The organism is Altererythrobacter sp. H2 (genome assembly GCF_035319885.1).
Classification (GTDB): Bacteria; Pseudomonadota; Alphaproteobacteria; order Sphingomonadales; family Sphingomonadaceae; genus 34-65-8.
The window spans coordinates 829,360-846,062 of sequence record NZ_CP141285.1 but is presented as its reverse complement, the minus strand read 5'-3'; the positions used below and the strand labels follow the sequence as shown (position 1 = coordinate 846,062).

Sequence of the window (16,703 nt, the reverse complement as noted above, 5' to 3'; positions counted from 1 at the left end):
AGGAACCAAAGGTGGAATTAGCCGAAATAATCCCCAAGTCAGGCGAAGTCCGTACGCTCTATTGTGACGATTGCGGCCACAGCATGGACCTGACCTTTCCCGACTTCACGGATTATGTCTCCGGCGTGCAAATCCAGATTTCAAACCTGCCGCATCTCGATTGCCCGGCCTGCTCCAGCCGTTATCTGACAGACAACGGCACCTTCGCAATAGTGGAATTGCACCGGCAGGCGGTCGCGAAGGGTTCGGACCTTGTGCGCGTTAACCGCAAAAAGCGGCAAGCCGACTACAAATTCACGGACGTGCCGTTCCTCGTCGATGCCGACGATTATTACTACATCCCGGGCCTCTACCGGAGCTTCGATCCCGGTTTCCTGACGCCGCTCTTCTTCAACAAAACGGTGCTGAGCAAATTTGATACCTTGCCAGGATACGAAGTGCGCTTCGCTTCGCAATCCTATGGCACGATCAATATGAGCGAGGACTATATCCCGTTTGGCATCAATCGGCATGGCAAAGTGATCATGTGGCTCGGCGACGTTTCCAAGCTGCCGGAGTCCGAACAATTTTATCTTCGCTCTGAAAACGTCCCCTCCGACCATGCGATTGGTAGCGAATTCTATGATGGACAAATTTCGTGCATTTTCACTGATCCGCCTATCGAGGCCATCGCCATCAAGGGGCGAAGCGCCCTGGCAAAAGCGTTCGAGGTAGAATTCTCAGCCAAGCTCTTCCATCTCGACGACGAGCTTGTCGATACAATCGCCCGGTTGACCCCACCAGTCATCGATACCGAAAAGGAACGCAAACACGCTTTTGACAGCTTGAACCGAATCTTTGTCGAATCGCTCGACAATGCAGGCCTCGAAAAATTGGCTAGGACGCTGGGGTTGAAGCTGACTTCGAGTGGATCGCTCAAGCGCCTGCAGGCGATTCTTGAAAGCAAAGATACCAGTGGCTTGGTGGCCACCGCATTGTCACCTTTTTACGTCACCTATGACCTGCGCATTGCCTATTCGCACCTCACCTCGGCCAGTCGGCGCCAAGAACTTTTGGACACTGCGGCCGATCGCCTCGGCCTAGCCAAAGATGCGCGGCTCGATGCGCTCTATTCTGCCATATTGAGCCAGATGATCGCCTCGATGGAAAAACTCAAAAACCTGCTTCAGTAGACTCGCTTTCAAACGCCCGCTGGCCTTTCCGCTTCCACAACACCAGCGCCTGTTCGCGTTCTTCGCCGCGCAGCTTGGCTGCAACGGTGAGAAACGCGCCGTAGAGCGTGGCGCGATCATCGTCGGTGAGTTCGACCAGTCCGGCTTTCACGACGAGGCCACCCAGTTCGATCAGTTGCCGCGTGCGTTCGCGGCGCTGGACTTGCCATTCGCGCATGTCAGTGCGGGCCATGACCGCCTCAAGCCGATGCCGCGCCGCCGTCAAGCGGGAGAGTGCCGTCCGGCTGGCCCTGAGTTCCGTCGCCACGCTTGCGCGCCTTGCTATGAAAGAATGCAGCGCCGCGTTTGCGCCACGCCTCCTTCTTTCCGGCGTCAGTGGTATCGGCGATGACGAGCAGCGCACCGGCCAGCGTTTCCGCGTCAGTAGTATCGGCTCCGGTTGCGATCACCAGTTCGCCAAGCTGCTGCACGCGGCGTTCCTTAAGTTGCTTTGCCTTATCGGCGAGCGCCTTCAGTTCCGAATCAAAGTCACGGGGTTTGCGCATCTTCTGGCTCCATCGAGAGGTGATGCGTCGATGATAATATCGGATCGTGTTCAATGCTGTAGTGGTGTCGAGACGGCTTGATACTGAATAGTCCCGAGCAGGATTTTATCATGGGAGGGCGCGCTTATACGTCGTGCCGACGTGCGCTTGGTGGCGTAGATGGATTGCCGTCATGGCGATCTTCCACCTCTCCGTTAAAGTCATCAGCCGTTCGAGCGGGCGTAGCGCTGTGGCGGCAGCGGCCTATCGTGGGGCCGAACGGCTGCACGACGACCGGCTCGACCGCGACCATGATTTCACCAACAAGGACGGAGTCGTCCATTCCGAAATAATGTTGCCGGAAGGTGCGCCGGAGGAATTCGGCGACCGCGAGAAACTGTGGAATGCGGTTGAGGCCGCCGAAAAGCGCAAGGACGCGCAGCTTTCCCGCGAGGTCGAATTCGCCATTCCGCGCGAGCTGACTAGGGAACAGGGCATCGAGCTGGCGCGCGAATTTGCCGAAGCCGAATTCGTCGAAAAGGGTATGATCGCCGATCTGAATGTCCATTGGGATATCGGCGCGGACGGCCAGCCCAAGCCGCACGCCCATGTCATGCTCACCATGCGCGAAGTCGGCAAAGACGGGTTCGGCGCGAAGGTGCGCGATTGGAACAAGGCTGAGCTAGTGGAGCAGTGGCGCGAGCGCTGGGCCGATCACGTCAACCAGCGGCTGGCCGAACTCGATATCGACGCGCGGATCGATCACCGCAGCCTGGAGGCGCAGGGCATTGCGCTGGAGCCGCAGGACAAGATCGGCCCCGCCGCTTCGCGCATGGGGGTACGCGGGCTTGAGGCAGAGCGGATCGAAGAACACCGCGCCGTCGCGCAGCGCAATGGCGAACGGATCATCGCCAACCCCGCTGTCGCGCTCGACGCCATCACGCACGGCCAAGCCACGTTCACGGGCCGTGACCTGGCGATGTTCGTGCACCGGCACAGCGACGGGAAAGAGCAGTTCGAACTGGCGATGAGCGCGGTGCGCGGCTCGCCTGATATGATTGCGCTGGGCAAGGACGGACGCGGCGAAGACCGGTTCACCTCGCGCGCCATGATCGAAACCGAACAGCGGCTGCAACGCGCATCGGAATTGATGGCGGAGCGCGAGCGGACTGGCGTCGATCAGAAAGGCCGGGAAGGAGCGCTGGCGCGTGCCGAGACACGCGGCCTGATTCTGTCCGGCGAACAGCGCGCGGCGTTCGAGCATGTGACCGATGGGCGGGGTTTGAGCGTTGTCGTCGGCTATGCCGGGACCGGCAAAAGCGCGATGCTGGGCGTGGCGCGCGAGGCCTGGGAAAGCGCTGGCTATACCGTTCGCGGTGCCGCCCTGTCCGGCATTGCAGCCGAGGGGCTGGAGCATGGTTCTGGCATCGCGTCGCGCACCATCGCCAGCCTTGAGCATCAGTGGGGCCAGGGCCGCGAATTGCTCACGTCGCGCGATGTGCTGGTCATTGATGAAGCAGGCATGGTCGGCACGCGCCAGATGGAGCGCGTGCTCTCCCATGCCGCCGATGCAGGCGCGAAAGTTGTCTTGGTCGGTGACCCGCAGCAGCTCCAGGCCATCGAAGCAGGCGCTGCGTTCCGGTCGATCCATGAACGGCACGGCGGCGTCGAAATCAGCGAGGTGCGGCGTCAGCATGACGGCTGGCAGCAGGACGCCACGCGGCACCTTGCCACCGGGCGCACCGGCCTTGCCATTCAGGCCTATGGTGAGCGCGAGATGGTGCATGCCGCCGAGACGAGGGAAGCGGCACGCAGCGCGCTGATCGAGCGCTGGGATCGTGACCGGCAGGCCAGCCCCGGCGATACGCGCATCATTCTCACCCATACCAACGACGAAGTGCGCGAGCTCAATGACGCCGCGCGCGGTCGACTGCGTGACGCGGGCGAACTAGGCATGGACGTGTCGATCAAAGCTGATCGCGGCGAGCGCCAGTTCGCCAGCGGCGACCGCATCATGTTCCTGCGCAATGAGCGCGGGCTAGGCGTCAAGAACGGCACCTTGGGCACGGTCGAGCGGATCAGCGCGCAAAGCATGGCCGTGCGCACCGACGATGGCCGCAGCGTCGCCTTTGACACCAAAAACTATGCCCACATCGATCATGGCTATGCTGCGACGATCCACAAGGCGCAGGGCATGACGGTGGACCGCACCCATGTGCTCGCCACCCCCGGTATGGACAGCCACGGAGCTTACGTTGGCATGTCGCGCCACCGCGAAGGCTTGGCATTGCACTATGGCCGTGACGACTTCGCCGATCAGTCAAAACTCGTCCGCACGCTCAGCCGGGAGCGCGGCAAGGAGATGGCGAGCGACTACAAGCCCGAACGCCAGTTCGCTGAGCGGCGCGGGATCACGTTTCGCGAACGCATCGTCGAGATTGCACGGCAGGTGCCGGAGCGGGCGAAATCCATCTTCGCCAGTTTCCGTCCGCAAGCGCAGAAGCTCGAAGTCTCGCCGACCGAACAGACCGGGCTGTCTGATCAGCGCCGAGCGGTCGAACGCTATGCCCGTGCCGCCGCCGACATCGGCCAGATGCGCGAGCAGAATTTACCCATCCTGCCACACCAGCGCGACGCGCTGGAGAAAGCCGGGAAGGCTCTCGACACAATCCGGCCCCATGCCGCCGCCGATCTTGTCAGCGCCATGCAGCGCCAGCCGGAGTTGGCGCGCGAGGCCGCCGATGGCCGCACTCAGGGCGCAATGGGGGCCATGCAGCTTGAAGCCGAAATCCGCGTCGATCCGGCGCAGCGTGCCGACCGGTTCGTCAATGACTGGCAGCGGCTGGGGCGGCTTCGAGAAACGATGCAGCAGCGTGGCGACACGAACGGAGCGCGCCAGGTCTCCAGCTGTATGGTCGATATGACGAAGGGCCTGGAGCGGGACGCGCAAGTCGAATCCCTGGTGCGCGGACGAGCGCACGAACTTGGCGTCAAACCAGAACTCGGTCGCGATCTGGCCCGCGACCTTGCCGCTTCCGTGACCATGGAGCGGAGCCGGTCAATCGGCATGGGCCTGTAGGAGAAGTGAGATGGATACCGATGCTGATGACGTGGAACTGACACTGGACCTTGAGCCGGAACCCGATCCTCCCGCCCAGGAGGCCGCAAGCGATCCCGCCGCCGAAGCGTTCGCTCGCCTTGAAGGCGAGCTAGCCCTGATGCGCCGCGCTGTGCAGCATCTTGCCGCCGAGCGCGCGGATATTGTGATACCCGACTACGGCACGACGCTGACAGACATGGCCAAGCGATTGGGTGCAATCTCACGCGGCATCAACACCATCGCCGACCACCCTGCTATGCAGTTGACGCCCGATAGCTTTGGGGCGCGCATTGAAGCCGTGGCGGAATCGGCGCGGCGATCAGACCACGACAGAATCAGGCAGGCGCGAGCGGACCTGAATCATGCGACACAGGACTTGCACGCTATCACTGCTCAGGCGCGAACGGCAGGCGAGCAACGCCAGCAACTCTTCCAAGTGGCAGGTGGCTGTATGCTCGCCGGGATATTCCTCTGGTCATTCCTTCCCGGCACCATCGCCCGCACCATGCCGGAAAGCTGGCACTGGCCGGAGCGCATCGCGACACGGATGGTTGGCGCATCCTCGTTATGGGACGCGGGAGCGCGGATGATGAAGGCTGGTGATCCACAGGCATGGAACGCGTTGCTTAATTCCGCGGACATCCAGCGCGATAACCGGGAAGCCATTGAGGCTTGCAGGAAGTCCGCCACAACGTCGCGACAGCCCGTCCGCTGCACGGTGCGGATTCGGGCAGAAAACAAAGCCGAGCAGTGATATACTCGCCCACAAGAGACCGTGCATTATAGTCCCGCCTTGGCCCGGAAAAGATCAATCCGGCCCATGCAAAATGTGGGAACTAAAGTGGGATCAGATTTTCAGAAACTCCACTTTATCGTGTAAAAACAACACGATAAAGTGGTTGACTGGTGCCAGAAGAGGCATCCAATTCTAGCTGTTTTCTGGTTCTGTAACAGCCACTTCCGTGATTTGGTTTTCTAGAAAAGCCCGGAAAAAGCCCGCAGAAGGCGAATAAGACATTGGTTCGATGCCTTTTTCGGGACTCGAGACCAGACTTTTGCCCCGCTCCAGCACGGGCAAACCACGATCGCTCCTTGTTCTAGTCGTACGCTTACGGGCCACGGTGGGATAAAGCTGTGAGCGCTAGTGCTGGGCACATTACCAACTCAGGCCGCCAGTCCGGCCACACATTCTGCGAATACTTCTCGCTGCTTGGCGACTGGGAATGCGCCGAGAGCTTTTTCCAGGCTGAACCAGCGCGCATCTACAACCTCTTCCGCTTGCAACCGGAGGGGGGTGTCGCGTGGCAGGCGGACAATGAACATCGTTGCATGCTGTCCGTCATGGTCGAGGTTGCGGGAGGTCTTGTAGGTGGGTTCATAGATGAACCGGTTGCTGACCGGCAGGGCTTCGAGAGCTTCTTCTAGCGTCACACCAAGCTCTTCTGAGATCTCGCGGCGCATCGCTTGGTGCGGTGTCTCACCCTGTTCCACCCCGCCACCTGCCAGCGTCCATTCGCCATCCTCATACCCATGTGGGCGAACGAGGAGGAACTGACCGCTATTGCTTACGACGATCGCACGAACTTTCTGGCGGAGCTTCAGTCCGCCTTCGTGAAGATAGACTGCCATGGGCCGAGGCTATCTGGCGACCGTTAAGGCAACGTAACCGATACCAGCGCTATGGATGCGCCGATTTCCTGAGACGCGTTTCGTTCGGCAGGGAAAGCAGGCGCCGGATCGAACGGAAGAGCTGGCCGGCGTCGCCGCCCGGAAAATCCGCTCGCGCGGTGCCGAAGTCGGGCATGAAGATCGTGTCGCCCACGAACGCCGCGTCGCCGATGATGAAGGTCATATCGGCCGGCGTGTGGCCCGGCACGTGGAGGGCAATGCCCTCAAGCCCCCCGATGCGGAAGGTCTCGCCGTCATCGAACAGCTTGTCGAACTGCGAGCCGTCGAGCTCGAAATCGGTTCCAGCGTTGAACAGCTTGCCGAAGACCTCTTGGACCCGGACGATATCCTTGCCGATGGCGAGCTTGCCGCCAAGCTTGTCCTGCAAATAGGGCGCCGCGGAAATGTGATCGGCGTGCGCGTGGGTTTCGATCAGCCATTCCACTTTCAGATTATTCGTAGTTACGTATTCGACAATGCGGTCTGCCGACCCGCTGGACGTCCGGCCGGAAGCGGCTTCGAAATCGAGCACCGAGTCGATCACCGCAGCCTCGAGGCTCTTGGGATCGTGGACCACGTAAGAGACGGTATTCGTGGCTTCGTCGAAAAACCCGGCGATTGAAGGCTTTAGGCACTTGTCGGCCTGCGCTTGTCGAATCTGGTCCGTGGCCAGGGTGAGCGCGCGATCATCGGACACGAGAAATCTCCTCTTGATTACATAAACTGATTATATGTGTTGCAAACTCCGTGTCAAGTGATATGACTGGTTACATGGATCGTGACACCCCTACCTTCTCCGAACGCCGAGCCGCGCCGTGCGCGGGGCTGCGGATCGGCGACCGCGCGCCGGATTTCTCCGCCAGAAGCACGGTTGGCGACCTTCGCCTCTCCGATTTTCAGGGCCGGTGGCTCGTGCTGTTCTCGCATCCCGCCGACTTCACGCCGGTTTGCACCACCGAATTCGTGGCCCTCGCCAAGGAGGCAGGGGAATTCGAGAAGCGCGAGTGCGCCCTCATGGCTTTGTCGGTAGACAGCCTGTTCTCCCATTTCGCGTGGTTGCGGCTCATTCGCGATCGCTTCGATCTCGAGGTCCGCTTCCCGATTGTGGAGGATCCGACGCTCGTAATCGGGCGCGCCTATGGGATGGTCGCGCCCGACGACAGCGATAGTTCGACGGTGCGGACGACGTTCTTCATAGACCCACAAGGCGTCATCAGGGCGATGACCTGCTATCCCACCAACGTCGGGCGCTCGACACCGGAAATGCTTCGCACTCTGGATGCGCTGCAGGCGGTCGATGCCGGTCCGTTTCTCGCGCCGGCGAACTGGGAGCCGGGCCAGAACCTGCTTCGCCAGCCAAGCGCCAAGCTCGACGATGTGTTTGCGTCGCGGAACCAGACCGATTGGTTCCTCCGCGACGCGAAGGGAAGTCCGCGCAAATGACCGAGGATCAACTGGTCGAAAGCTTCAAGGCGGTCGCTCATCCGGTTCGCCTGCGGATATTGCGTGCGCTGACTGGGGCCGAACGCAATGTCGGTGAGATCGACGAACGGGCGCAGATCGGACAGCCGATGCTTTCGCAGCAGCTGGCGGTCCTGCGTAATGCAGGCCTGGTCAGCACGCGAAAGGACGCCAAGCTTGTCTTCTACCGGCTGGATGAAACACGGTTCGCTCAACTTTCGGATTTTCTCCAGCAAATGACCGGCGTCGATGGTGTACGCGCGGGAAATGCGCGACCCAGCTCACCCGGGGCGGCCAATTTCGCGCGTCTTGCGTGATCGATGCACGTGAGCGGTCCGTCACCCCATCATAGCGATATCTCCGGCTCGTCGAGCGATCGCCGAACCACTTGGGTGTGTCGTCCATATAGGCGCCGGCCCCAGCGCGATGGGCACAGTGCGGACATGAGCAGACTATGAGCAGAACGCCAGTGACCGATCCCGATCAAGCCACATTCTGGAACGGGCGCTACGCATCGGAAGGATACCTGTTCGGCACCCAGCCCAACGCCTTCCTGGCCAGGGAAGCGTATCGGCTGGCGCCCGGATCGAAGGTTCTGGCGATCGCCGATGGTGAAGGACGCAACAGTGTCTTCCTTGCACAACATGGCCATGACGTCGTTGCAACCGACATATCGGAAGTAGCGATCGAGAAGGCTCGCACACTCGCGAGCAGACGGGGCGTCGCCGTCGATTATCGGCTGGTCGATGTGGCCGACTGGAACTGGCCAGTGGGAGCGTTCGACGCGGTCGTCGGCATCTTCATCCAGTTCGCCGGGCCCGCTCTGCGTCGAAGAATGTTCGCTGGCTTTTGCCAAGCTCTCAAACCCGGCGGCATCCTGCTTCTCCATGGCTACCGCGAGGAACAGCTTGGCTATGGCACCGGCGGACCGCCGACAGTTGAGAACCTCTATAACGAGCAGGTGCTACGAGAGGCTGTCACCGGTTTCGAAATCGAACGTCTCGCGTCCTATGACGCCGAAATCGAGGAAGGCACCGGCCACTCGGGCAAATCGGCGCTGATCGACCTGATTGCACGCAAGAGATTTTCAGACGTAGCAGCCGCAGCGGAAACGGCGACGGGCTTAAATGGCGGGCAATCGTGATCGCGCGAAGCGGACACTGGGATCAGGCCGAAACAAAGAGGCGGTTCTCCCTCGCAAGAGTAAGCGTGGTCCGTAGGCCGCCTTGCCGATGACGGCATTGCTGCGATGCTTGTCGCTTTCGGGTGGAGCGGCGCGGTGGATGAGGTCGTTGAGCATGTGAGTAGTCATACGAGCAGTCGTATGACTGGTCGTATCGAGGTGATCGCCCGTGTGTCGGGGCGGCGGTTCTGGACCGTCGAGCAGAAGCTGACGATGCTGCGCGATGCCTTCGGTCCGGGTGGATCGGTGCGCTCGGCGATGGAGCGCCACGAGGTGACGAGCGGGCTCCTCTACACTTGGCGCCGCAAGGCGATGTCTGGCCTGCTGCTCGATCCGCCACTGAAGACGTTGCCACATCCTGCAGCAGAGCCCGGCCCTTCCTTCGCCGAGGTGCGCATCGCGGATGCGGTCGCGATCCCGCCGCCAGCGCAGACGCCCTCCCTGTTACCGTCGGTCCTGGAGGTTCCCGGTCGGATCGGGATCGAGCTACCGGGCGGTGTCAGGTTGAGTGTCGATGCGTCGGTCGATGCCGAGGCGCTCAGTCGCGTGCTCGCGGTGCTTGGGCGGTGATCGCGCTGCCACCCACGACGAGAGTGTGGCTCGCCTGCGGCGCGACCGATATGAGGAAGGGGATGTGCGGGCTCGCGGTGATGGCGCAGGAGGTGCTGAAGCAGAGTCCGCACTCTGGCGCCGTCTTCGCCTTTCGGGGCAAGCGCGGCGATCTCGTCAAGCTGCTCTGGTATGACGGCCAGGGCCTGTGTCTGTTTTCGAAGCGGATCGACCGCGGCAAGTTCGTGTGGCCGATGACCCAGACGGGCGTCGCACACCTCAGCGCCGCCCAGCTTTCGATGCTCCTGGAAGGCGTCGACTGGCGTCGCCCCGAGCGGACCTGGCGGCCGGCGTTGGCGGGCTGATAATCGGCAGGATTCAGGGGTTTTTGCTGGCATTTTCGTTGCCGGTCCGGTACAAGTTTTGCGTGTCGGATGAGGCCGCTTCCACCCCCGATCGGGACGCGCTGATCGCCAGCCTTGAAGCGCAGATCGACGCTCGCGATCACGTGATCGCGATGCTCCGCGCCCAGCTCGACCGCTTGCGCCGGATGGCCTTCGGAACGTCGTCCGAGAAGCTCGCGCGCGAGATCGCCCAGATGGAGCTGGCGCTCGAAGAGCATGAGGCCGAAGCGGCCGTCGCGGACGCGCGCGCACCCGATATCGTCATCAAGCCCGAACGGCCAACGCCGGTCCGTTCGCTGCCGCCGCACCTGCCGCGCGACGAGGTCGTCCACGAGCCCGCCACCGGTGCCTGCGCTTGTCCCTCGTGCGGCGGCGAGCTGCGCCGCCTCGGCGCCGACGCCGACGAACAGCTCGACGTCGTGCCGGTCAGCTGGCGTGTCGTGCGCCATGTCCGGCCCAAGTATAGCTGCCGCGCCTGTGAGAAGATCGTCCAGGCGCCGACGCCGCCCAAGCCGATCGCGCGCGGCAAGGCGACGTTTGGCACGCTCGCCCATATCGTCGTCTCCAAGTTCGATCACCACCTGCCGCTTTACCGCCAGGCGGAGATGATGGCCGCGCAGGGCGTCGATATCGATCGATCGACGCTCGCCGGATGGACCGGCCAGGCTGCGCATCTGCTCGACCCGATCGTCAAGCGCATCCGCGAGGAAGGCCTCAAGGCGACCAAGATCCACGCCGACGACACGCCGGTGAAGGTGCTCGAGCCCGGGAAGGGCAAGACGGCGACCGGAAGACTCTGGGCCTATGTCGTCGACGATCGCGCAAGCGGCGCCACCGCGCCGCCGCTCGTCTGGTATCGGTTCACCGCCAACCGCGCCGGCGTCCATCCCAAGCGCGAACTCGCCGGGTTCGCCGGCTTCCTCCAGGCCGACGCCTATTCCGGATTCAGCGGCATCTACGCCGGTAATCGCGTGTCGGAGGTCGCCTGCTGGGCGCACTTCCGACGCGAGCTGTTCGAGCGCCACAAGCAACAGCCCACCGCGCTTACCACCGATCTGCTCGACCGGGTCGGACAGCTCTACGCGATCGAGGCCGAGATACGCGGCCAGCCGCCCGATATCCGACGAAGCATCCGCCAGGAGCGGTCGCGACCGCTGGTGACGGCGCTTCGCGCCGCGCTCGACGACGCGCTCAGGAAGCTCGCGCCCAAGTCGCCAACGACCAAGGCCATCCGCTATGGCACCAAGCGATGGAACGCGTTCACTCGCTTCCTCGATGACGGTCGCCTCGAGATCGACAACAACATCGCCGAACGCGCGATCCGCCCCATCGCGATCGGCAGGAAGAACTGGCTGTTCGCCGGCTCGGAGGCGGGGGGCGCCCGCGCCGCCGCGATCTACTCCGTCATCGAGACGGCAAAGATGAACGGCCTCGAACCGCAGGCCTACATTGCCGACATCATCGGCAAGATCGCCGCCGATTGGCCCGCCGCGCGCTGGGACGAACTGATGCCGTGGAATTGGCAACGACCGATCGATGAACCCATCGCTCAGGCAGCCTGAGCTGCGGTCTTCAGACCACGCTTACTCGCAAGAGTGCTGAGCTTCCATTTCTCTACGGAGATCCATGAACCAGTGTGCGATAACCGCATCGGAAGGGAATCGAAATGAGACTGATTATCTCCGTCGCTACAACACTGGCGTTTAGCCTGTCGGCCTGTTCGGCCGAGCGTGCATCGCAGGGAGCGGATGCCGATCCGGTCGCAGGCTCTGCGGTCAGCAAAACCAATGTGATCGACGTCAGCGCCGCCGAGGCTGACGAGCTGCTCGCGAAAGACGCTTCGCTTGTCGTTCTGGATGTCAGAACGCCTGCTGAATTCGCGGAAGGACACATCGAAAGCGCCATCAACATCGATTTCACGGACGATGCCTTTGCCGAGAAACTGGCCAGGCTGGACAAGTCCGAACGCTATGTGCTGCATTGCAAATCCGGTCGCCGCAGCGCCGGGGCCCTGAAAGTCTTGCAAAAGCAAGGATTCGAGAACGTCTTTCACATGGACGATGGGTTCGATGCCTGGAAGGCGGCAGGTAATCCGGAGGCGCAGTAGAGGTATGCCTCGTCGAACGCCGCACCATATCGCGATCAGCAGCAGTTGCGGCACGGGCTGTCGATGTACCGAGACAGAGGTCTCTTTTGGTAGTCGCCGTGTTCTCTGGCAGCGAAGTCGCGCTATAGCGAGACGGCGGCTACACTTAAGCGGGAGTGGAGCCTCATGAAGCTACTTGTTCCCCCGCCGCTGGTTGCAGCAATCTCGGCATTGCTGATGTGGGGAATCGCCTCCCAACTCGACGCGTTGCGATTCACGTTTCCGTTGCAGGAGCTACTTGGTTACGTGTTGATCGTATCGGGGATATCGATCGATATCGTCTCGATCCTGGCATTTCGCAGGGAGAGAACGACAGTGACACCGCTGGCGCCTGAGAAGGCAACCAGTCTCGTCGTCACAGGTCTCTACCGTTTCACGCGCAACCCGATGTATCTGGGTTTGCTTCTCGTTTTAATCGGTATCGCGCTTCTGCTCGGGTCGTTTGTCAACGTGGCCGTGATCGTTGTATTCGTTGCCTACATCACGGCATTCCAGATCAGGCCAGAGGAAGAGCGCCTGATTGAAGTTTTCGGCGCACGGTACCTTGCCTATACGCGTGAAGTGCGGCGCTGGATCTAGCGCGGGCCTTGACCTGGCCCGGTCGTGGCCAGCCAGCCGGACAAGGTGCTGGCCGCCTGAAGTATCCGTCCCGCATCAGGCGGCACATCTCTCCCATCCATCAGCGGATTGCGCCTGTCATGCCATCCTCTTCGAGTATCGGAGCGCGCTCTTCGATCGGGACACACGTTCCACGCTGAAGCGAACAGGATGCTCGAAAAACCTGCCGATTGGAGGAAGTCTCTTTTCATTCGACGCCGAAATCGAAACCTTTGCCGGCCGCCGAGCTGAGGTCGAACCTTTATCCTAAGATTATGAGACCAAGCGGGCTATTGCCGATCAAACTGCTTCCGCAGATCCATCCTCCCAATCTGCCAGTCGCGGAAAGCGCAATATTGCGACCAGTCCTCTCGGGGTTCGGGGGCACAGGTCGAGCGTGCCTCCCGCGGTCGCAATCGCCGCCGCAGCTATCGACAGGCCCAGGCCGCTGCCTTGTGACTGAACCCCGACGCCTCGCTCGAAGCGGCGCAGCACCCGTTTTTTGTCGTCTTCGGGGATGCCGACACCGTCATCTATCACACGCAGTTCCGGGCCATCGCGGTCCGCACATTCGATCCGAACGAACGTCCCCGTACTGCCGTGATAGAATGCGTTTTCGACGAGATTGCCGAGCGCCAGCCGGAGAGCATCAGGGTCGATGGCAAGCCGGCCATCAAGGCATTCGGCCGCAACCTCTATCTCCATGCCTTGTGCCTGGGCGATCGCAGTGTAGTCTCGCTTTAGATCATGCAGGACTGCGCGCAGCGAAGAGGCGCGATGCGGCGTAACCCCAATTCCGCCCTGCTGCCGCGCAAGGTCCAGCAATTGGCTCACCAGTCGGCTGGTCCTGTCGACCGACCTGGAAATCTGCGTCAGCGCGCGATCACGCATTTGCGGATCATCGGCGCGGCGCGCTACTTCGGCTTGGGTCTTGAGACCGGCAAGCGGGGTCTGAAGTTCGTGGGCGGCATTGGCGACGAAATCGCGCTCCGCGCGACGGGCCGATTCCAGTTGTGCCAGAAGTCCGTTCATCGCATCGACCACCGGCGAGAGTTCGGCAGGCACTCGCTCGACCTCGAGTGAAGCGAGACTTTCGGAGGACCGGCGCTTGATGTCCCCGGCGAGGCGCGCCAGCGGGTCAAGACCGCTCGCAATCCCGACCCAAAGCAGCCCCGCCAAGGCGATCAGGCCGACGAGTGCTGGCAGAAGTAGGCCGAGCATCATGTCGGTGACCAGATGCTGGCGCACCTGCAAATTGTCGCCGACCATGACCCGGATACCGCGCGCTTCGTCGATATGGGTGTAGACGCGCCATTCTGCATCGCCAAGCCGCCGCTCCGAAAAACCCGGGCGCCCTTGCGCCAGCGGTGCGTCCGGCGCGCCGGCGGACTGCCCGACCAAACGGCCGGTTAGCGACCAGATCTGGCAGGACAGCTGCTTTTCATAGGCGTTCGGCTCGACCTGGCGGGGTGCTGCGTCCATCGGTATGTCGAGCGCCGCGACCATCCGCGCCGCTTCGACCAATCGCCTGTCGAGTACTTGCTCGACCTCGGCGCGCGTCGAGAGCGAGGTCCACATCGCTGCGCCTGCCCAGACAAGCATGGTGACCGCGGCTACCAACGCAAACAGCCGCGCCCGCAGAGATTTCACGAACCGGCGATCCGGTAGCCTTCGCCGCGCACTGTCTCGATGCGTTCGCGTCCGATTTTGCCGCGAAGTTTGTGAATGTGGACCTCGACCGCGTTGCTCTCGACCTCTTCCTGCCAGCCGTAGATGCGGTCCTCGAGCTGGCTGCGCGAGAGGACGTGCCCGGGCCGCTCCGTCAAAGCGCGCAGAATTGCGAACTCGCGCCGCGACACGGCAATCTCCTTCCCGGAGAGAAGGACCGCCCGCCGCGCCTCGCTCACCACCAGTTCGCCGATCTCGATATCGCTCGATGCGCGCCCGGCGGCACGGCGAAGGATAGCTCGCAGGCGGGCGGACAATTCGGATAGGTCGAAGGGCTTGCCGAGATAGTCGTCGGCGCCGGAATCGAGGCCCTCGATGCGGTCCGAGACGAGATTGCGCGCCGTCAGGAGTAGCACGGGCAGCTTCATGCCGCTGCGGCGCCATTCGGCCAACAAATCGAGGCCCGAGCCGTCGGGCAGGCCGATATCGAGCACGATCCCTGCATGATCTCCGCTCGCTGCGCCTTCGCGGGCTTCGGCGAGGGTCGTGACCGCATCGACCTCGTAACCGTCGAGGCCGAGCCCGGCGACGATCCCGTCGCGCAGCACTTCGTCGTCCTCAACCAGCAGAATTCGCATCATGTCGCCTTTCATCGGTCACCTTACGCGAAGCTTAAGCGAAGCGCTAAGCCAGCCTTAAGCTGCGGCTTCGACAGACCGCCGGATGGACGGTGTTCTACAACTTGGTCCCCTTATGCTGGCCACCGACCGCGCGGTTGCGGTCGCTCTGCTGTGGGCGTTCGTCGCGGTCGGCGGTATGCTGGCGCACCGCTATGACATTCGGGCCGCGAAGACCGCGTGGCTGGCGCTGTTGGCCGGTATCCTGGCAGCCCGGATCGGATTCATCGCCGGCAACTTCTCCGCTTTCCGCGAGGATCCCTGGTCGATGCTCTTCCTGTGGCAGGGTGGGTTCTCATGGTGGCTGGGGGTAGCGGCCGCCGCGCTCGTGATCGTCGTCACGCTCGGCCGGACGCGTGCCAGTTTTGCCTTGCTGGGAGCCACCGCAGTGCTCGCCGGCATCAATGGTGCGGCGACGGTTCTCCTCGCTGCGGAACCACGGCCGCTGCCGCCCGGCCTCGCTCTTGCGAGCCTCGACGGCGCGCCGATCGATCTCGATGCGGAGCGCGGTCAGCCGATGGTCATCAATCTCTGGGCGACCTGGTGTCCGCCGTGCCGCCGCGAAATGCCCATGCTGATCGACGTCGCGGCCGGTTCGACAGTCCCCGTGCTGCTCGCCAATCAGGGCGAAAGCGCCCCGCAGGTCCGCGCGTATCTGAAGCGTGAGGGACTGCCGGATGGCGCTATTCGTCTCGACCCCGGCGGTATGCTCGCAACGGCCACCGGCTCCTCCGCCTTGCCGACGACGCTGTTCATCGATGGCGACGGCCGCATCCGGAAAACCCATTCCGGCGAAATATCCCGTGCGGCTCTGACTGCCGCCATCCGCGATCTCGAAAGGAATCCCTGACATGAAGAAGTGGTCCCTGTTTATCCTGCTCGGCGCTGCTGCGCTGCTGGTCGGCACTCTCGTCCTGCGGACCGAGGGCGACGGCACGGCACAAGCCCAGACCGGGCCGGGCGAAGCCGCGGCCGACGCACAGGAAGCGGCGCGCGTCCGCGCCGAGATCCAGAACGACCCCGTCGCGCCGACATTCGCGCCGAAAGGCCACGACGTCACCCTGGTCATGTTCACCGACTACCAGTGCCCCTACTGCCGCAAGGTGCATCCGGTGCTCGAGGAGCTCAAGCGCGCCGATCCCAAGGTCAAGATCGTCTACCGCGACTGGCCCATTTTCGGCGCCCCGTCGGTCGAAGCAGCCCGCGCCGCGATCGCCTCGACCTACCAGGGCAAGCATGCCGCGTTCAACGATGCGCTGATGGCGATGCCCGGCAAGGTATCCTCCCCAGGGATACGCGCGGCGGCCGACAAGGCCGGCGTCGATTGGAACCGCCTGCAAGCCGATCTGGAGAAGCACGACGATGAGATCGACGCAGCCCTTGGACGGACCAGCAAGTATGCGGCGATGATGGGACTTTCGGGCACGCCGGCCCTGCTCGTCGGGCCCTATCTGATCCCCGGAGCGATCGACATTACGGGCCTGCGCGAAGCCGTCGAGCTGGCGCGCACGGACCCGACCGGAACGGCTGCGAAGTAGCTCGCGCTTCCAGCCG

The 16,703-nt window shown here is 62.6% G+C and carries 18 protein-coding genes and 1 pseudogene; 13 read left to right on the top strand and 6 right to left on the bottom strand.

Annotated elements, in window-relative coordinates:
- Window positions 1-11 precede the first annotated feature (11 nt).
- A complete protein-coding gene (locus U4960_RS04155; RefSeq protein WP_324262321.1) occupies window positions 12-1,172 on the top strand; it encodes a hypothetical protein in 1,161 nt (386 codons plus the stop codon).
- Here the strand turns inward: U4960_RS04155 and U4960_RS04150 are convergent.
- Both U4960_RS04150 and U4960_RS04145 read right to left on the bottom strand, forming a co-directional pair.
- Entirely contained in the window at window positions 1,153-1,389 is a 237-nt protein-coding gene (locus tag U4960_RS04150) for a conjugal transfer protein TraD (protein ID WP_324263172.1), read from the bottom strand. The two genes, U4960_RS04155 and U4960_RS04150, sit on opposite strands and share 20 nt — an antisense overlap.
- A 22-nt stretch (window positions 1,390-1,411) precedes the next feature.
- Complete coding sequence (locus U4960_RS04145) at window positions 1,412-1,717, bottom strand: conjugal transfer protein TraD (RefSeq protein ID WP_324262320.1); 306 nt, start codon at window positions 1,715-1,717, stop codon at window positions 1,412-1,414.
- 172 nt (window positions 1,718-1,889) lie between these two features.
- Here U4960_RS04145 and traA point away from each other — a divergent pair, with 172 nt between their 5' ends.
- Together traA and U4960_RS04135 are read left to right on the top strand one after the other, a co-directional pair.
- Window positions 1,890-4,775: a Ti-type conjugative transfer relaxase TraA gene (traA, locus tag U4960_RS04140; protein ID WP_324262319.1), complete on the top strand. Its 2,886-nt coding sequence runs from the start codon at window positions 1,890-1,892 to the stop codon at window positions 4,773-4,775.
- 10 nt (window positions 4,776-4,785) lie between these two features.
- A complete protein-coding gene (locus tag U4960_RS04135; RefSeq protein WP_324262318.1) occupies window positions 4,786-5,550 on the top strand; it encodes a DUF6118 family protein in 765 nt (254 codons plus the stop codon).
- Window positions 5,551-5,960: 410 nt separating this feature from the next.
- Here the strand turns inward: U4960_RS04135 and U4960_RS04130 are convergent, their stop codons facing one another.
- Both U4960_RS04130 and U4960_RS04125 read right to left on the bottom strand, forming a co-directional pair.
- Entirely contained in the window at window positions 5,961-6,425 is a 465-nt protein-coding gene (locus tag U4960_RS04130; protein WP_324262317.1) for an NUDIX hydrolase, read from the bottom strand.
- 70 nt (window positions 6,426-6,495) lie between these two features.
- Window positions 6,496-7,137, bottom strand: a pseudogene (locus tag U4960_RS04125) (MBL fold metallo-hydrolase); the annotation flags it as partial.
- 98 nt (window positions 7,138-7,235) lie between these two features.
- Here U4960_RS04125 and U4960_RS04120 point away from each other — a divergent pair.
- The 8 genes from U4960_RS04120 (at window position 7,236) to U4960_RS04085 (ending at window position 12,786) form a co-directional block, all read left to right on the top strand.
- Window positions 7,236-7,907, top strand: a complete 672-nt coding sequence (locus U4960_RS04120; RefSeq protein ID WP_324262316.1) for a peroxiredoxin — start codon at window positions 7,236-7,238, stop codon at window positions 7,905-7,907.
- Window positions 7,904-8,242 carry an ArsR/SmtB family transcription factor gene (locus tag U4960_RS04115; protein WP_324262315.1) on the top strand — a complete coding sequence of 113 codons (339 nt, stop codon included), beginning with the start codon at window positions 7,904-7,906 and terminating at the stop codon, window positions 8,240-8,242. Before U4960_RS04120 ends, U4960_RS04115 begins: the two co-directional genes overlap by 4 nt.
- A 152-nt stretch (window positions 8,243-8,394) precedes the next feature.
- Complete coding sequence (locus U4960_RS04110; protein ID WP_324262314.1) at window positions 8,395-9,069, top strand: SAM-dependent methyltransferase; 675 nt, start codon at window positions 8,395-8,397, stop codon at window positions 9,067-9,069.
- Between the two features lie 180 nt (window positions 9,070-9,249).
- A complete protein-coding gene (tnpA, locus tag U4960_RS04105) occupies window positions 9,250-9,678 on the top strand; it encodes an IS66-like element accessory protein TnpA (RefSeq protein WP_324260344.1) in 429 nt (142 codons plus the stop codon).
- The gene (gene tnpB, locus U4960_RS04100) at window positions 9,675-10,022 is read left to right on the top strand and encodes an IS66 family insertion sequence element accessory protein TnpB (RefSeq protein WP_324260343.1); all 348 of its coding nucleotides are present in this window, start codon (window positions 9,675-9,677) and stop codon (window positions 10,020-10,022) included. The genes tnpA and tnpB overlap by 4 nt, the downstream gene beginning before the upstream one ends.
- Before the next feature lie 62 nt (window positions 10,023-10,084).
- Window positions 10,085-11,623 (top strand): IS66 family transposase, encoded by a 1,539-nt coding sequence (gene tnpC / locus U4960_RS04095; RefSeq protein WP_431193972.1) that lies wholly within the window; start codon window positions 10,085-10,087, stop codon window positions 11,621-11,623.
- Between the two features lie 104 nt (window positions 11,624-11,727).
- Complete coding sequence (locus U4960_RS04090) at window positions 11,728-12,168, top strand: rhodanese-like domain-containing protein (protein WP_324262313.1); 441 nt, start codon at window positions 11,728-11,730, stop codon at window positions 12,166-12,168.
- 165 nt (window positions 12,169-12,333) lie between these two features.
- The gene (locus tag U4960_RS04085; protein WP_324262312.1) at window positions 12,334-12,786 is read left to right on the top strand and encodes a methyltransferase family protein; all 453 of its coding nucleotides are present in this window, start codon (window positions 12,334-12,336) and stop codon (window positions 12,784-12,786) included.
- A 318-nt stretch (window positions 12,787-13,104) separates the two neighbouring features.
- Here U4960_RS04085 and U4960_RS04080 read toward each other — a convergent pair whose 3' ends face one another.
- Both U4960_RS04080 and U4960_RS04075 read right to left on the bottom strand, forming a co-directional pair.
- On the bottom strand, window positions 13,105-14,454 hold the full coding sequence (locus tag U4960_RS04080) for an ATP-binding protein (protein WP_324262311.1): 1,350 nt from the start codon (window positions 14,452-14,454) through the stop codon (window positions 13,105-13,107).
- Window positions 14,451-15,113 carry a winged helix-turn-helix domain-containing protein gene (locus U4960_RS04075; RefSeq protein WP_324262310.1) on the bottom strand — a complete coding sequence of 221 codons (663 nt, stop codon included), beginning with the start codon at window positions 15,111-15,113 and terminating at the stop codon, window positions 14,451-14,453. Before U4960_RS04075 ends, U4960_RS04080 begins: the two co-directional genes overlap by 4 nt.
- A gap of 112 nt (window positions 15,114-15,225) precedes the next feature.
- Between U4960_RS04075 and U4960_RS04070 the strand changes: the two genes are divergently transcribed.
- Window positions 15,226-15,999 (top strand): TlpA family protein disulfide reductase, encoded by a 774-nt coding sequence (locus U4960_RS04070; protein WP_324262309.1) that lies wholly within the window; start codon window positions 15,226-15,228, stop codon window positions 15,997-15,999.
- A gap of 1 nt (window position 16,000) precedes the next feature.
- Window positions 16,001-16,687: a DsbA family protein gene (locus U4960_RS04065; protein ID WP_137894155.1), complete on the top strand. Its 687-nt coding sequence runs from the start codon at window positions 16,001-16,003 to the stop codon at window positions 16,685-16,687.
- Window positions 16,688-16,703 lie beyond the last annotated feature (16 nt).

Excerpts from the sequence above, each read along its gene's own strand:
- U4960_RS04150 (WP_324263172.1), bottom strand. The coding sequence starts at position 1,389 with ATGCGCGAATGGCAAGTCCAGCGCCGCGAACGCACGCGGCAACTGATC.
- U4960_RS04145 (WP_324262320.1), bottom strand. The coding sequence starts at position 1,717 with ATGCGCAAACCCCGTGACTTTGATTCGGAACTGAAGGCGCTCGCCGAT.
- traA (WP_324262319.1), top strand. The coding sequence starts at position 1,890 with ATGGCGATCTTCCACCTCTCCGTTAAAGTCATCAGCCGTTCGAGCGGG.
- U4960_RS04135 (WP_324262318.1), top strand. The coding sequence starts at position 4,786 with ATGGATACCGATGCTGATGACGTGGAACTGACACTGGACCTTGAGCCG.
- U4960_RS04130 (WP_324262317.1), bottom strand. The coding sequence starts at position 6,425 with ATGGCAGTCTATCTTCACGAAGGCGGACTGAAGCTCCGCCAGAAAGTT.
- U4960_RS04120 (WP_324262316.1), top strand. The coding sequence starts at position 7,236 with ATGGATCGTGACACCCCTACCTTCTCCGAACGCCGAGCCGCGCCGTGC.
- U4960_RS04115 (WP_324262315.1), top strand. The coding sequence starts at position 7,904 with ATGACCGAGGATCAACTGGTCGAAAGCTTCAAGGCGGTCGCTCATCCG.
- tnpA (WP_324260344.1), top strand. The coding sequence starts at position 9,250 with ATGACTGGTCGTATCGAGGTGATCGCCCGTGTGTCGGGGCGGCGGTTC.
- U4960_RS04090 (WP_324262313.1), top strand. The coding sequence starts at position 11,728 with ATGAGACTGATTATCTCCGTCGCTACAACACTGGCGTTTAGCCTGTCG.
- U4960_RS04085 (WP_324262312.1), top strand. The coding sequence starts at position 12,334 with ATGAAGCTACTTGTTCCCCCGCCGCTGGTTGCAGCAATCTCGGCATTG.
- U4960_RS04075 (WP_324262310.1), bottom strand. The coding sequence starts at position 15,113 with ATGATGCGAATTCTGCTGGTTGAGGACGACGAAGTGCTGCGCGACGGG.
- U4960_RS04070 (WP_324262309.1), top strand. The coding sequence starts at position 15,226 with ATGCTGGCCACCGACCGCGCGGTTGCGGTCGCTCTGCTGTGGGCGTTC.
- U4960_RS04065 (WP_137894155.1), top strand. The coding sequence starts at position 16,001 with ATGAAGAAGTGGTCCCTGTTTATCCTGCTCGGCGCTGCTGCGCTGCTG.